Origin of the sequence: Stenotrophomonas terrae (genome assembly GCF_001431465.1) — a bacterium.
Classification (GTDB): Bacteria; Pseudomonadota; Gammaproteobacteria; order Xanthomonadales; family Xanthomonadaceae; genus Stenotrophomonas; species Stenotrophomonas terrae.
In genome coordinates this window covers 22,825-37,535 of record NZ_LDJJ01000046.1, presented here as the reverse complement: position 1 = coordinate 37,535, position 14,711 = coordinate 22,825, and the positions used below count along the sequence as shown (strand labels likewise).

Here is a 14,711-nt window from a genome sequence, read left to right as displayed (position 1 = left end):
GCCGACACACGATCACAGTCGAGGACATGGCCGGGGTGTAGCGCACGGCATTGGTCAGCAGGTTGGAGAAGGCGCTGTGCAGTTCCTTGTTGGAGCCGGCCAGGTCCACCCCGGCCATGTCCTCGACTGTGATCGTGTGTCGGCCCTGGCTGTGCGCTTCGGCTTCGCGCCGCAGCGAGGCCAGCATCGAGGTCATGTTCACTGTTTCCAGTTCGGCATGTTGCTGCGATTCCAGCCGCGACAGGGTCAGCAGGTCTTCGACCAGCTGTGCCATGCGCTGCGATTGCTTGCGCATCTCCGACAGCATCGGCCCGGTATCGGGGAAGTCTTCCGGGTCCATCATGTCCAGGTAGCCGTGCACCACGGTCAGCGGTGTACGCAGCTCATGCGAGACATTGGCGACGAAATCACGGCGCACCTGTTCCAGGTGCAGCAGCTTGGTCACGTCGCGTGCGACCAGCAACCAGTGATGGTCCGAATAGGGGATCAGCCGCATGTGCAGGCGGATTGCCGGATCCACCGGTGAGTTGGCATCCAGGATGGGCTCGGCATTGCGGCCACCGGCCAGCCAATGGGCCAGCGGCAGCGGCTGCAGGCGCGGCACCAGTGCAGCTTCCATGTCGGCCGGGTGCTGCAGGCCGAGCAGGGTGGTGGCCGCTTCGTTGAACCACTGCACGCGCTGGGTGTTGCGGTCCACCACCACCACTGCATCGGGCAGCGCGGCGGCGGCGGCGCGGTAGCTGCGCAGCATTTCCACCAGGCGGCGCTTGCGCGCGCGCATTTCCTGCTGGTTGCGGGCCAGCAACCGATCCAGCTCGTTCCACACGCCCACACCTGTCGGTGAATCCCAGCGCTGCCGCGCGGTCAGCCGCAACAGCAGCTGGCGCAGCCGCCAGTAGTGCCAGGTCAATATCGCCAAGGCGGTGATCGCCACGGTCAGCGCGGGGTGGCCCAGCAACGCACCCAGCCCCCATGCCAGCAACAGCAGCGCGGCCACGGTGGCCAGCGTCTTCAACCAGGCAGATCGGAATTGGCGGGGCATTGCACTCTCGGTGGTACTGGGTGGATCCGTCGGTGTTACCGGGTTATAGCATCGCTTGCGGCCGGCTGGCTGCAACGGCTCAGGTGGCGGCGGAAAAGCGGTAGCCGGCGCCGCGCACGGTCTGCACCATGTTCTCGGCGCCGAACGGTTCCAGCGTCTTGCGCAGGCGGCGGATGTGCACGTCGATGGTGCGCTCCTCCACATACACGCTGCCGCCCCAGACATGGTCCAGCAGCTGCGAACGGGTATAGACGCGCTCGGGGTGGGTCATGAAGAAATGCAGCAGGCGGTATTCGGTGGGACCAATCGGCACCGGGGTATCGTCGGCAAAGACGCGGTGGGCGGCGCCGTCGATACGGATGTTGCCAACGCTGACGCTGCCGTCTTCGTCATCATCGCGGGTGCGGCGCATCACCGCACGGATGCGCGCCAGCAGTTCGCGTGCCGAGAACGGCTTGACCACGTAGTCGTCGACGCCGGCTTCCAGGCCGCCGACGCGGTCATTCTCTTCGCCGCGTGCGGTGAGCATGATGATCGGCACATCGCGGGTGAGTACTTCCTTGCGCCAGCGCCGGGCCAGTTCCAGGCCGCTGGTGCCGGGCAGCATCCAGTCCAGCAGGATCATGTCCGGCACGCGGTCGGCAATGGCGGTCTGCGCTTCGAGGGCGTCGCCGGCATGTACCGGGTCGTACTCGCCCTTGCGCAGGGCAAAAGCGACCATGTCACGGATCGCGGGTTCGTCATCGACAATCAGGATGCGTTTCTGCACGTGGCGCCTACCGGAATGCCCGTCAAGAGGGGGTGTGCCCAGTAGACTACGGTTTGATGACGGGTTTGTGACATCCGCGCCGGGGCAAACCGGTGATTGCTGTTCCGCAGGTTCAGTTCCGTGACATTTCCGGGTCATGCACGCCGAGCCGGCGCATTTCCAGCACGGTCGGCATGATCGATTCGATGCGTGCATCAACCCGAGCGCGGCTCACGTAATCCAGCCCGGGTTGCTTGAGCAGGGCCTGGAATTGGATGAGCGCCTGTTCCGGCCGACCATTCAGATAGGCCGCCTCGGCATAGGCCTCGCTGGCACGGCTGCTGTCGCCGGCCAGTTCGCAGGCGCGGGCAAAGGTTGCCTGGAATACCGGGTCGTCACTGGAGCGGGCCAGCAGTGGCCGCAGCATGGCCTGCGCGCGCTGGCCGGCGGCCACGCCGCCCTGTTCATTGAGGATGCGCGCATAGGTGAGGGCCACCGGCCGGCTCTGCGGCAGGCGCTTGAGCAGGGCGTCGAAGCGCTTGTTGGCGTCTTCGTGGCGACCGCTGCGCGATTCGGCCTCGCCGACGGCCAGGTTCACCCACAGGTTGTCCGGGTACTGCTGCAGCAGCTGCTGCAGCTCGGGCAGGGCCTGGGCAACGCCGCCGGCGCCGCCGTCGCGCAGGCGGGCGATGGCCACGCCATAGCGCTGCGGGTCGGTCAGGCCGTTTTTCTGGCTGCGCTTGAGGCCTTCGTATTCGCGCACCAGCTCCGATGGGGTAGGGGCGCTGAGCACGCGCAGGCGTTCGCGGGCCCAGTCGAACTGGCCGGTGGGGCCGCGCGGCAGGCTGGTGCCGGGCAGCGACAGCTGCAGGCCGGCCGGCAGCAGCGGGTTGCCGCCGCTGAGCGGATCACGGCTGGTGTCGGGGGTGGACGGATCGACCCGCTCCTGCAGCACCCCGGTCGGGGTCTGCGTGGTCAGCAGTACGGTGTCCTTCTTCATCTGCTCGGCGCGGGCCTTGGCCTCGCTGATGCGGGTGATGTTGACCGGGTGGGTGCGCAGGAAATCCGGCGTCGAATAGCCGCCTTCGTTGCCGCGCATCGCCGCCGACATGCGCTCGAAGAACCCGGCCATCGCATCCACGTCATAGCCGCTGCGGGCCAGGGTGCGGATGCCGAGGCGGTCGGCTTCGGATTCGTTGGAGCGGGTGAAGTTGATCTGGCGCTGCTGCATCAGCCCCATGCCGGAGGTGATCGCGGCCATGGTCGCATCGCCGGACGAGTTGCCGCCGGCCTGCTGGGCGGCGATCACCGCCGCCAGCATGCCCAGCAGGATCGGGATCTGGTCGCGCTGCGCACGTTCCACCCCGCGCAGCACATGCTGCTGGGTGACGTGCGAGATTTCATGCGACAGCACCGCCGCCACCTCGTCCTCGCGCTCGGCGGTCAGCACCAGGCCGGCGTTCATGCCGATATAGCCGCCCAGCGTCGCAAATGCGTTGATCTGGCGGTCCTTCATCATGAAGAAGGTGTACTTCTGCTGCGGTTGGGCACTGTTGGAGCCCAGCCGGGTACCCATGGTGCTGAGCCAGTCATTCACCAGCGGGTCGTCCAGCAGATAGCCGTAGTTGCGCAGCTCGCGCAGCATCATGCCGCCATACTCCGCCTGCCGCGCCGGGGTCAGCAGCTCGCCCGCCGAGGAACCGATATCGGGCAGCTTGCTGTCGTCGGCACGGGACAGCGGGGTGGCCAGGGCCAGGGTAATGGCGGTGGCAAGCAGCAGGTTGCGCAAGCGGTGACTCCGGGTAGTGGCAGGGCGGAGGATGACGGGGAAGTGCGGCGGCGGTGTGAAGCGCAGGTTAACCCGCTGTGTTCTGCCGGTGGCGTCGAAAATCCGCGCGGCCGGTACCATATATAGACAAAGTTTCCACTCAGGAGTTTCGTTGTGACTACTTCCTCCAGCGCCGGTGTACCGGAGATCACCATCTACTCCACCGCCGTCTGCCCGTATTGCGTAGCGGCCAAGAATTTCCTGAAGAGCAAGAACCAGTCGTGGACCGAGGTCCGGATCGACCTGGATCCGGTCGAGCGCGAAAAGATGATGGCGCTGACCAAGCGCACCAGCGTGCCGCAGATCTTCGTCGGCGACGTCCATGTGGGCGGCTACGACGACATGATGGCGCTGCACCGCGCCGGCAAGCTGGAGCCGCTGCTGGCCGGGCAGGGCGCATGAGCGCCGACAGCGAAAAGGACCGCCTGGCCGAATTCACCGAATTCCGCCAGCGCATGAACCAGCGCATCCTGGCCGAGCCCAACCAGGTGGTGCGGCGCTTCTTCGCGCTCGACACCCAGACCTACCAGGCCGGCGCGCTGGATGTGAAGACCAAGGAGCTGCTGGGCCTGGTGGCCTCGATGGTGCTGCGCTGCGATGACTGCATCAGCTACCACGTGGCCCAGTGCAAGGACGCCGGGGTTAGCCGTGAAGAGTTCTTCGAGACCTTCTCGGTCGGCCTGGTGGTGGGCGGCTCCATCGTCATCCCGCACCTGCGGCGGGCGGTGGATTTCCTCGACCAGCTGGAGAACGGGGCGGCCACCGCGCCGGCCGGGCACGAGCACAGCTGAACCCCAGACCATGGTCCAGTTGGGGCTGGCGCGGCTGATCAGGCATAATTGACAGTTGAAACCTTTTCAATCGCGCCGGGTTCCGGGCAGCCGGATGGCGCATTCCTCCTCCCTGTTCGGAATACCTAGAAATGACGCAGACAATCACCGTCATCCGCGGCGATGGCATCGGCCCGGAAATCATGGACGCCACCCTGTTCGTACTGGACAAGCTGGGTGCTGGCCTGACCTATGAGTTCGCCGACGCTGGCCTGGCCGCGCTGGAAAAGCACGGTGAGCTGATCCCGGCTTCCACCCTGGAATCGATCAAGAAGAACAAGGTCGCCCTGAAGAGCCCGCTGACCACTCCGGTTGGTGGCGGTTTCAGCTCGATCAACGTCGCCCTGCGTCGCCAGTTCGACCTGTACGCCAACGTGCGTCCGGCCATCTCGTTCCCGAACACCAAGTCGCGCTACGAGAACATCAACATGATCACGGTGCGTGAGAACACCGAAGGCGCCTACCTGGCCGAAGGCCAGGAAGTGTCGGCCGACGGCGAGACCGCGTTCTCCGGCACCCGCATCACCCGCAAGGGCTCCGAGCGCATCGTGCGTTACGCCTTCGAGCTGGCCAAGAGCACCGGCCGCAAGAAGGTCACCGCCGTGCACAAGGCCAACATCATCAAGTCGACCTCGGGCCTGTTCCTGGACGTGGCGCGCGAAGTCGCCGCCAAGTACCCGGAAATCGAGTTCCAGGAAATGATCGTGGACAACGCCTGCATGCAGCTGGTGATGCGTCCGGAGCAGTTCGACATCATCGTCACCACCAACCTGTTCGGCGACATCATCTCCGACCTGTGTGCGGGTCTGGTCGGCGGCCTGGGCCTGGCCCCGGGCGCCAACATCGGCGCTGACGCGGCCATCTTCGAAGCCGTGCACGGCACCGCACCGGACATCGCCGGTCAGGGCAAGGCCAACCCGGTCGCGCTGCTGCTGGGCGCCGCGCAGATGCTGGATCACGTCGGCCAGCCGGAAAATGCCGAGCGCCTGCGCAAGGCCATCGTTGCCACGATGGAAGCCAAGGATTCGCTGACCGGCGACCTGGGCGGCAACGGCACCACCATGGGCTTCGCCCAGGCCATCGCCAGCCGCATCTGATTGCAGCCGCGGTAGTTGCTGAAAAAAAACGGAGCGCGAAAGCGCTCCGTTTTGGTTTGTGTAGTGCCGAGCCATGCTCGGCAGGAGCCTTATCGGTAAAGCCACAGCCGAGCATGGCTCGGCATTACAAAACAAAGGGCGCCCAAAGGCGCCCTTCGCAAACAAGCTGCAGCAATCTCAGTTGCGCGACTGCAGCTTCGACAGCAGGCGCAGGAACTCGATGTACAGCCACACCAGGGTGACCATCAGCCCGAACGCGCCGTACCACTCCATGTACTTCGGTGCGCCGGCTTCCACGCCGCTTTCGATGAAGTCGAAATCCAGCACCAGGTTCAGTGCGGCGATCACCACCACGAACAGGCTGAAGCCGATGCCGATCAGGCCCGAGCCGTGGATGTAGGGGATCTGGATGTTGAACAGGCCCAGCACGATGGTCGCCAGGTACACCAGGGCGATGCCGCCGGTGGCTGCGACCACGCCCAGCTTGAAGTTCTCGGTAGCCTTGATCAGGCCGCTGCGGTAGGCAAACAGCAGTGCGAACAGCGTGCCGAAGGTCAGCAGTACCGCCTGGAACACGATGCCGTTGAAGCGTGCTTCATAGATCGCCGAGATCGAGCCCAGGAACAGGCCCTCAGCCAGTGCATACAGCGGCGCGCTGACCGGTGCCCAGGTCTTCTTGAAGATGGTCACCAGCGACAGGATGAAGCCGACGATCATGCCGCCCCACAGGTAGAACTTGGCTGCCGGCAGCAGCTCGCCGCTGTCGCTGAGCGTGCCGTTCCATGCAAACGCCGCGGTCAATACCGCCAGTAACAACAGGAAACCGGTCTTGTTGACGGTGCCGTTGATGGTCATGACATCGGCGCCGCGTGAGACCACGCCGCCGGTGCCAAGGTCAAGGAAGGTGGATTCGGAAAGGGCAGGGTTGCCGCTGCGCATGCAAAGCTCCGTTGCTGTGAAGTGGGCCGAAAGTGCTCACAGCATACCCGTATCAAATAAAGTGAAATTTACCGTTGACAGATACCGCGTAAATTCCCACAATAGCCGACCTTTCCGGGGCATTGGAAGGATTCACCGCCGGGGTATAGCGCAGTCTGGTAGCGCGCCTGCTTTGGGAGCAGGATGTCGGGGGTTCGAATCCCTCTACCCCGACCATCCGACGCACCAAGCGCGTGTTGGAGTGCGACAATCCGGTCAGAGCGCCCGTAGCTCAACTGGATAGAGCACCGGCCTTCTAAGCCGGCGGTTACAGGTTCGATTCCTGTCGGGCGCACCATCAGGTGCAAGCGGTAGGTTAAGTAAGGTTTCAGTGGTGGCTGTAGCTCAGTTGGTTAGAGTACCGGATTGTGATTCCGGTGGTCGGGGGTTCGAATCCCCTCAGCCACCCCACTGTTTCAAGGCTTCGGAGTAAAATCCGGGCTTGCAAAAAAGGTCAGGTTGCAGCACTATATGCCTCCTGATTTTCAGGGCTGTTAGCTCAGTTGGTAGAGCAGTTGACTCTTAATCAATAGGTCCAAGGTTCGAATCCTTGACAGCCCACCAAATCAAGAAAGCCGTTGGAGCAATCCAGCGGTTTTCTCTTTTTATGTAAGCCCGGTGTTTTGGGCGGGTGCGGAAGACACTACTTTTAGTGTAAGATTCACCTCGAAGTTTCAGGGCTGTTAGCTCAGTTGGTAGAGCAGTTGACTCTTAATCAATAGGTCCAAGGTTCGAATCCTTGACAGCCCACCAAATCAAGAAGCCGCTGGAGAAATCTGGCGGCTTTTTTCTTAGCCGAAGCGGCATGTCCGCCCGGCCATTGTTGAAGATGCGCGCAGGCGGGGGCTGGCTTCCGCTTTGCTGGCGCTCCTGCAACAATGGCGCGCTGAGTCAGTATTGCGAAAGTGGCGGAATTGGTAGACGCCCTGGATTTAGGTTCCAGTGCCGCAAGGCGTGGGGGTTCGAGTCCCCCCTTTCGCACCAGTCGGCGGTGTTTTTTGCCCGCGGCGGCGCATTTCAAGCAACCTGTATGGGTCCGCCCGCTGGCGGCCACGGGCGATATCGGCCAAACTAAAGGGCTGCGGTGCATAACCGCGCCCTACAACCGTTTCATCCATCACATCGAACCGGGGCGTTGCCGCCGGTGGCAGGAGTCAACATGCAAGCTTCGATCGAATCCACCGGCAATCTGGAACGCCGCCTGAGCTTCTCGCTGCCGGAAGAACGCCTGCAGGGGCATATCAGCGGCCGTCTGGGCGAAATCGCACGCACCGCGCGCATCAAGGGTTTCCGCCCGGGCAAGGTGCCGGCAAAGGTGATCGAGCAGCGTTTTGGCCCGCAGGTGCGCGCCGAGGCGCTGGACGGCCTGCTGCGTGAGACCTTCGACGCCGCCCTGCGCCAGCACGAGCTGCGCATTGCTGGCAACCCGCGCATCGACAAGGCCGGCGAAGGCGAGTTCGACTTCGTTGCCACCGTTGAGCTGATCCCGGACTTCGGCGACGTCGATGTCACCAAGCTGACCGTCGTGCGCCACACCGCCGAGATCAGCGATGCCGACATCGACCAGATGATCGAGAACCTGCGCGCCCAGCGCCGTACCTGGAAGCCGGTTGCACGCGGCGCCCAGGAAGGCGACCTGGTCGGCCTGGAAACCTGGTCGCAGGCTGGCGACGAGCGTCTGCCGGCTGAAGGTGTCGAGAAGGGCACCATCATCATCGGCCAGGGCATGATGTTCGAGCAGATCGAAAAGGGTCTGGTCGGCCTGGCCAAGGGCGAAGAAAAGACCCTGGACGTCGAGTTCCCGGCTGACTGGCGCGTGCCGGCGCTGGCCGGCAAGACCGTGCAGGTCACCGTCAAGGTCACCGAAGTGTCCGAGCAGGACATGCCGGAAGTGGATACCGCCTTCATCAAGAGCTTCGGCGTGAAGAACGGCGACGTGGAACAGTTCCGCGCCGACATCCGTTCCAACCTGGAGCGCGAGCTCAAGGGCGCGCTGATGAACCGCCTGCGCCGCGAAGTGGGTGAGCAGCTGATTGCCGCCTATTCCTCGGTCGAGCTGCCGCCGCGTCTGGTCGAGGGCGAAGCCCGCTCGATGCTGGCCCAGCAGATCGACGCCATCCGTCGCCAGGGCGGCAACCCGGGCGATGTGCCGGCCGATGCCCATGAAGGCTTCAAGGACGCCGCTGCCAAGCGCGTGCTGGTCGGCCTGCTGGTCGGCGAAGTGGCCCGCAAGAACGAGCTGCGCCTGGACCCCAAGCGCCTGAACGAAACCATGCGCCTGATCGCTTCGACCTACGAAGAGCCGGAGCAGGTCATTGAGATGTACCGCAATGATCCCCAGCTTATGGCTGGCCTGCAGAACCGTGTGATGGAAGAGCAGGTCATCGACTGGATCGCCGAGCGTGCCCAGCACACCGAGCAGGCCTTGACGTTCCAGGAAGCCATCCGCCAGTAATCTGGTGGTGTTCCATCCCCGCGCCGTGGCGCGGGGAGTTCCCTCCCAAAATAGGTGCCTCACGTAATGGACAACCGAACCAAAGCTCTGAACATGGTTCCGATGGTGGTCGAACAGACCAGCCGCGGCGAGCGCGCCTACGATATCTATTCGCGCCTGCTCAAAGAGCGCCTGATTTTCCTGGTCGGTCCGATCGACGACCATATGGCGAACGTTGTGGTGGCGCAGCTGCTGTTCCTTGAATCGGAGAACCCGGAGAAGGAAATCAGCATCTACATCAACTCGCCAGGCGGCGTGGTCACGGCTGGCATGGCGATCTACGACACCATGCAGTACATCAAGCCGGACGTGAGCACCACCTGCATCGGCCAGGCCGCCTCGATGGGCGCCCTGCTGCTGGCTGCTGGTGCACCGGGCAAGCGTTTCGCGCTGCCGAATTCGCGCGTGATGATCCACCAGCCGCTCGGCGGCTACCAGGGTCAGGCCACGGATATCGACATCCACGCCCGTGAAATCCTCACTCTGCGTTCGCGCCTGAACGAGGTGCTGGCCAAGCACACCGGCCAGGACCTGGAGACCATCGCGCGCGATACCGAGCGTGACAACTTCAAGAGCGCGGCCGAGGCTGCGGCCTATGGCCTGGTGGATCAGGTGCTGGAGCGCCGTCCGGAAGAGAGCATTCAGGCTTCCTGAGGCGTTGAACGGCCAGTAAAAGCGGCCTATTTTGCAGGGTCGGAACCGGACTGATGTCCCTCCGGCCCTGTGCTATTCTCGAATTTGAACCCCCTGTTCAGAGGGGGACGCAACTGGGTAAGCGAAGCATGAGCGAAGACCGGCAAGGTCGTACCGGGGACAGCAGTGGCAAGATTCTGTACTGCTCGTTCTGCGGCAAGAGTCAGCACGAAGTTCGTAAGCTGATCGCGGGCCCGAGCGTGTTCATCTGTGATGAATGCGTGGAGCTGTGCAACGACATCATCCGTGAGGAACTTGAGGAAAAGGCGCAGTCGGCGCGCAGTTCGCTGCCCAAGCCGCGCGAGATCCTCGAGGTGCTCGACCAGTACGTGATTGGCCAGAACCGCGCCAAGCGCACGTTGGCGGTGGCGGTGTACAACCACTACAAGCGTATCGAGAGCCGTCAGAAGAGCGACGACGTCGAGCTGTCCAAATCCAACATCCTGCTGGTCGGCCCGACCGGTTCGGGCAAGACGCTGCTGGCCGAAACGCTGGCGCGCCTGCTCAATGTGCCGTTCACCATGGCCGATGCGACCACCCTGACCGAAGCCGGTTATGTGGGCGAGGATGTGGAAAACATCATCCAGAAGCTGCTGCAGAAGTGCGACTACGACGTCGAGAAGGCACAGCAGGGCATCGTCTATATCGATGAAATCGACAAGATCTCGCGCAAGAGCGAGAACCCGTCGATTACCCGTGACGTGTCCGGCGAAGGCGTGCAGCAGGCACTGTTGAAGCTGATCGAAGGCACGGTTGCCAGCGTTCCGCCGCAGGGTGGCCGCAAGCACCCGCAGCAGGAATTTTTGCAGGTCGACACCAAGAACATCCTGTTCATCTGCGGCGGCGCGTTTGCCGGCCTGGACAAGGTGATCCAGCAGCGTTCTTCCGATACCAGCAGCATTGGTTTTGGCGCCAAGGTGAAGAGTGCCGAGCGCAAGCAGGAAATTGGCAAGGTGCTGGCTGAAGTGGAGCCGGAAGACCTGATCAAGTTCGGCCTGATCCCGGAATTCGTTGGCCGCCTGCCGGTGGTCGCGACCCTGGAAGAGCTGGACGAGCCGGCCCTGATCCAGATCCTGACCGAGCCCAAGAACGCCATCACCAAGCAGTTCAAGAAGCTGTTCGAGATGGAGGGTGTGGAGCTGGAGTTCCGCCCCGACGCGTTGTCGGCCATCGCCAAGAAGGCGCTCAAGCGCAAGACCGGCGCCCGTGGCCTGCGCACCATCGTCGAGTCGGTGCTGCTGGACACCATGTACGAACTTCCCTCGCAGGAAAACGTCAGCAAGGTGGTGGTGGACGAGTCGGTCATCGAGAACAAGTCCGAGCCGTATATCGTCTACCAGGCCCCGCCGGAACCGGCCAAGGCCGCCTCCGGCGACTGAACCGGGGCGAGGCGATGTGAATAGGCACTTTTCCATTCACGTTCAGCTTTCAGAAGCTCTTGCAACACCTCGCCGATGGCCCCATAACGGGGCCATCGGCTTTTTTATTTAGCCTCCACCGAATCTCGGAGCCCCCATGGCCCAGTCCCAACTCGAAGTTCTCGACCTGCCGGTCCTGCCGCTGCGCGACGTGGTGGTGTTCCCGCACATGGTCATCCCCCTGTTCGTGGGCCGCGACAAGTCCATGCAGGCGCTGGAGCGCGCGATGGAGGCCGACAAGCGCATCCTGCTGCTGGCCCAGAAGTCCGCTGAAACCGACGACCCGGCGGCGGCTGACCTGTACACGGTCGGCACCCTGGCGCAGGTGCTGCAGCTGCTGAAACTGCCCGATGGCACCATCAAGGTGCTGGTCGAAGGCCTGTCGCGCGTTGCCGTGGACAAGGTCTATGAGCAGGACGGCTCGCTGCAGGGCCACGGCATTGAAATCGAATCGGACGAATCGCGCGAGCCGCGTGAGATCGAGGCGATCGCCCGTTCGCTGATGTCCCTGTTCGAGCAGTACGTAAAGACCAACCGCAAGCTGCCGCCGGAGCTGTTGCAGACCCTGGCTGGCATCGAGGAACCCACGCGCCTGGCCGATACCATCGCCGCGCACATCGGCGTGCGCCTGGCCGACAAGCAGAAGCTGCTGGAAACGCTGCAGGTCGGTGACCGGCTGGAAATGCTGGTCGGCCTGGTCGATGGCGAAATCGACGTGCAGCAGCTGGAAAAGCGCATCCGCGGCCGGGTCAAGTCGCAGATGGAAAAGAGCCAGCGCGAGTACTACCTCAACGAGCAGATGAAGGCCATCCAGAAAGAACTGGGTGACCTGGATGAAGCGCCCGGTGAGATGGAAGAACTGGCGCGCAAGATCGCCGAGGCCGGCATGCCCAAGCCGGTTGAAACCAAGGCCAAGAACGAGCTCAACAAGCTCAAGCAGATGTCGCCGATGTCGGCTGAAGCCGCGGTGGTGCGCAACTACCTGGAATGGCTGCTGGGCGTGCCGTGGAAGAAGCGCACCAAGGTCCGCAAGGACCTGAAGGTCGCCCAGGACACGCTGGACGCCGACCATTACGGCCTGGACAAGGTCAAGGACCGCATCCTTGAATACCTTGCGGTGCAGTCGCGGGTGAAGCAGATGAAGGGCCCGATCCTGTGCCTGGTCGGCCCGCCGGGTGTGGGCAAGACCTCCCTGGGTCAGTCCATCGCCAAGGCCACCAACCGCAAGTTCGTGCGCATGTCGCTGGGCGGCGTGCGGGACGAGGCCGAGATCCGTGGCCATCGCCGTACCTATGTCGGCTCCATGCCGGGCCGCATCGTGCAGAACCTCAACAAGGTCGGCAGCAAGAACCCGCTGTTCGTGCTGGATGAAATCGACAAGATGTCGATGGATTTCCGTGGCGACCCGTCCTCGGCGCTGCTTGAGGTGCTGGACCCGGAGCAGAACAACGCCTTCAACGATCACTACCTCGAGGTCGACCTGGACCTGAGCGAAGTGATGTTCGTGGCCACCTCCAATTCGCTGAACATCCCGGGCCCGTTGCTGGACCGTATGGAAGTGATCCGCATCCCGGGTTACACCGAGGATGAGAAGCTCAACATCGCCATGCGCTATCTGTTGAGCAAGCAGCTCAAGGCCAATGGCTTGAAGGTTGAGGAGCTGGCCATCGAGGAAGACGCCATCCGCGACATCGTGCGTTATTACACGCGCGAATCCGGTGTGCGTAACCTCGAACGCGAAATCGCCAAGATCTGCCGCAAGGTGGTCAAGGAAATCGCCCTGGCCGGCCCGCAGCCGGTGAAGAAGGCTGCCAAGAAATCTGCCAAGAAGTCGAAGGCCTTGGTGGTGGTGGACTCGAAGAACCTGGACAAGTACCTGGGTGTACGTCGCTTCGACTTCGGCCGTGCCGAGGAAGAAAACGAGATCGGCCTGGTCACTGGCCTGGCCTGGACCGAAGTCGGCGGTGAACTGCTGCAGGTCGAATCGACGCTGATTCCGGGCAAGGGTGCCGTCACCCTGACCGGCCAGCTTGGCAACGTAATGAAGGAGTCGGCCACGGCTGCCCTGTCGGTGGTGCGTGCGCGTGCCGAAACACTCGGCATCGACGTCGACTTCCTGCAGAAGCACGACGTGCATCTGCACGTGCCTGATGGCGCCACTCCGAAGGACGGCCCCAGCGCCGGCATCGCGATGGTGACGTCGTTGGTGTCGACCCTGACCAAGGTGCCGGTGAAGGCCGAAGTGGCGATGACCGGCGAAATCACCCTGCGTGGTCGCGTCACCGCCATCGGCGGCCTGAAGGAGAAGCTGCTGGCAGCGCTGCGTGGCGGCATCCGCACCGTGATCATCCCCGAAGAGAACCGCAAGGATCTGGTGGATATCCCGGCCAACGTCACCCGCGACCTGACCATCGTGCCGGTGAAGTGGATCGACGAAGTGCTGGACATCGCCCTGGCGACACCGCTGGCACCGAAGAAAGCAGGTAAAAGTGCGCAGCGTGTCGCAGTTCGCGGCAAGGCGAAGGCAGCTCCCACGGCCCGCGTCAAGCACTGAAGTGTGAACGTAAAACCCCCTGAAACCCGCGTCATTAAAGGCTTTTCAGCTTGCGCGGGTAGGGGGGCGCTGGTATAAAAGTGCGACTCACGCAGCAGCAGGTATTCGCTGGCGTGTTTGCAGGTTCTTCGGCAGTCGTGCGTCTTGGGGACGTACGGGTGCCACTCAATAATTCCGCGGATTACCGCAAAGGGAGTTTTACAGAATGAACAAGACCGAATTGATTGATGGCGTTGCCGGTGCTGCTGACCTGTCCAAGGCTGAAGCTGGCCGTGCGGTTGATGCCGTCATCGCCGAGATCACCAAGGCCCTGAAGAAGGGTGAGGCCGTGACTCTGGTGGGCTTCGGTACGTTCCAGGTTCGCGAGCGCGCTGCACGCACCGGCCGCAACCCGAAGACCGGCGAAGAGATCAAAATCGCTGCTGCAAAAAATCCTGCCTTCAAGGCTGGTAAAGCTCTGAAAGACGCTGTAAACTAAGCGGCTCAGCTGGGGTGCTTAGCTCAGCGGTAGAGCGTCTCCCTTACACGGAGAGGGTCGGGGGTTCGAAACCCTCAGCACCCACCAAGTTAAGCATCGCGGTAACAGTTTGAAAGTGTGGAGCGGTAGTTCAGTTGGTTAGAATGCTGGCCTGTCACGCCGGAGGTCGCGGGTTCGAGTCCCGTCCGCTCCGCCAGTTTCAAATTGGCCCCTGAGCAATCGGGGGCCTTGTTTTCTCAAACTCCTCAAGAGGGAGAGGAAACTAAAAAATTAAATGTGGAGCGGTAGTTCAGTTGGTTAGAATGCTGGCCTGTCACGCCGGAGGTCGCGGGTTCGAGTCCCGTCCGCTCCGCCATTTAATCAAGTCGCTTTTCGGAGCGCGCGCCCCGGGTAACCGGTGGTGGTCGAGTCAAATGTGGAGCGGTAGTTCAGTTGGTTAGAATGCTGGCCTGTCACGCCGGAGGTCGCGGGTTCGAGTCCCGTCCGCTCCGCCAGTTGTCTCAAAGCCCTCGGCGCAAGCCGGGGGCTTTTTTTTGGTTCGTTGTTGGCAG

General features: G+C 62.8%; 12 protein-coding genes and 10 tRNA genes. 18 read left to right on the top strand and 4 right to left on the bottom strand.

The window, feature by feature from the left end:
- From ABB27_RS13590 to ABB27_RS13580, 3 genes are all read right to left on the bottom strand, one after another.
- The coding region (locus ABB27_RS13590) for a phosphate regulon sensor histidine kinase PhoR (protein ID WP_057629326.1) at nt 1–1,042 on the bottom strand (1,042 nt) is incomplete at its 3' end.
- Nucleotides 1,043–1,121: 79 nt separating this feature from the next.
- Entirely contained in the window at nt 1,122–1,811 is a 690-nt protein-coding gene (gene phoB / locus ABB27_RS13585; protein WP_057629324.1) for a phosphate regulon transcriptional regulator PhoB, read from the bottom strand.
- Between the two features lie 112 nt (nt 1,812–1,923).
- Nucleotides 1,924–3,579: a M48 family metalloprotease gene (locus tag ABB27_RS13580; RefSeq protein WP_057629323.1), complete on the bottom strand. Its 1,656-nt coding sequence runs from the start codon at nt 3,577–3,579 to the stop codon at nt 1,924–1,926.
- A 153-nt stretch (nt 3,580–3,732) separates the two neighbouring features.
- On the opposite strand from ABB27_RS13580, the gene grxC reads away from it, so the two are divergent.
- The 3 genes from grxC (at nt 3,733) to ABB27_RS13565 (ending at nt 5,545) form a co-directional block, all read left to right on the top strand.
- Entirely contained in the window at nt 3,733–4,020 is a 288-nt protein-coding gene (gene grxC, locus ABB27_RS13575; RefSeq protein WP_057629322.1) for a glutaredoxin 3, read from the top strand.
- A complete protein-coding gene (locus ABB27_RS13570; RefSeq protein WP_057629321.1) occupies nt 4,017–4,409 on the top strand; it encodes a carboxymuconolactone decarboxylase family protein in 393 nt (130 codons plus the stop codon). Before grxC ends, ABB27_RS13570 begins: the two co-directional genes overlap by 4 nt.
- A gap of 131 nt (nt 4,410–4,540) precedes the next feature.
- On the top strand, nt 4,541–5,545 hold the full coding sequence (locus ABB27_RS13565; RefSeq protein WP_057629320.1) for an isocitrate dehydrogenase: 1,005 nt from the start codon (nt 4,541–4,543) through the stop codon (nt 5,543–5,545).
- A gap of 177 nt (nt 5,546–5,722) precedes the next feature.
- On the opposite strand, the gene ABB27_RS13560 is transcribed toward ABB27_RS13565, so the two are convergent.
- Entirely contained in the window at nt 5,723–6,484 is a 762-nt protein-coding gene (locus tag ABB27_RS13560; RefSeq protein WP_057629319.1) for a Bax inhibitor-1/YccA family protein, read from the bottom strand.
- A gap of 139 nt (nt 6,485–6,623) precedes the next feature.
- Between ABB27_RS13560 and ABB27_RS13555 the strand changes: the two genes are divergently transcribed.
- From ABB27_RS13555 to ABB27_RS13485, 15 genes are all read left to right on the top strand, one after another.
- Nucleotides 6,624–6,700: transfer RNA gene (locus tag ABB27_RS13555), tRNA-Pro, on the top strand.
- A gap of 44 nt (nt 6,701–6,744) precedes the next feature.
- Nucleotides 6,745–6,821 (top strand) — tRNA-Arg (locus tag ABB27_RS13550).
- Between the two features lie 36 nt (nt 6,822–6,857).
- Nucleotides 6,858–6,934: transfer RNA gene (locus ABB27_RS13545), tRNA-His, on the top strand.
- Between the two features lie 77 nt (nt 6,935–7,011).
- Nucleotides 7,012–7,087 (top strand) — tRNA-Lys (locus ABB27_RS13540).
- A 113-nt stretch (nt 7,088–7,200) separates the two neighbouring features.
- Nucleotides 7,201–7,276, top strand: a tRNA-Lys gene (locus ABB27_RS13535).
- A gap of 146 nt (nt 7,277–7,422) precedes the next feature.
- A tRNA-Leu gene (locus ABB27_RS13530) sits at nt 7,423–7,507 on the top strand.
- A gap of 175 nt (nt 7,508–7,682) precedes the next feature.
- Nucleotides 7,683–8,978: a trigger factor gene (gene tig / locus ABB27_RS13525; RefSeq protein ID WP_057629318.1), complete on the top strand. Its 1,296-nt coding sequence runs from the start codon at nt 7,683–7,685 to the stop codon at nt 8,976–8,978.
- Nucleotides 8,979–9,044: 66 nt separating this feature from the next.
- On the top strand, nt 9,045–9,671 hold the full coding sequence (clpP, locus tag ABB27_RS13520; protein WP_057629317.1) for an ATP-dependent Clp endopeptidase proteolytic subunit ClpP: 627 nt from the start codon (nt 9,045–9,047) through the stop codon (nt 9,669–9,671).
- A 128-nt stretch (nt 9,672–9,799) separates the two neighbouring features.
- Nucleotides 9,800–11,089, top strand: a complete 1,290-nt coding sequence (clpX, locus tag ABB27_RS13515) for an ATP-dependent Clp protease ATP-binding subunit ClpX (protein WP_057629316.1) — start codon at nt 9,800–9,802, stop codon at nt 11,087–11,089.
- Between the two features lie 136 nt (nt 11,090–11,225).
- A complete protein-coding gene (gene lon / locus ABB27_RS13510) occupies nt 11,226–13,682 on the top strand; it encodes an endopeptidase La (RefSeq protein WP_057629315.1) in 2,457 nt (818 codons plus the stop codon).
- A 205-nt stretch (nt 13,683–13,887) separates the two neighbouring features.
- The gene (locus ABB27_RS13505; RefSeq protein WP_057629314.1) at nt 13,888–14,160 is read left to right on the top strand and encodes an HU family DNA-binding protein; all 273 of its coding nucleotides are present in this window, start codon (nt 13,888–13,890) and stop codon (nt 14,158–14,160) included.
- Nucleotides 14,161–14,172: 12 nt separating this feature from the next.
- Nucleotides 14,173–14,247 (top strand) — tRNA-Val (locus ABB27_RS13500).
- Between the two features lie 32 nt (nt 14,248–14,279).
- Nucleotides 14,280–14,356 (top strand) — tRNA-Asp (locus ABB27_RS13495).
- Between the two features lie 82 nt (nt 14,357–14,438).
- Nucleotides 14,439–14,515, top strand: a tRNA-Asp gene (locus ABB27_RS13490).
- A gap of 62 nt (nt 14,516–14,577) precedes the next feature.
- Nucleotides 14,578–14,654 (top strand) — tRNA-Asp (locus ABB27_RS13485).
- The last annotated feature ends 57 nt before the right edge of the window (nt 14,655–14,711 follow it).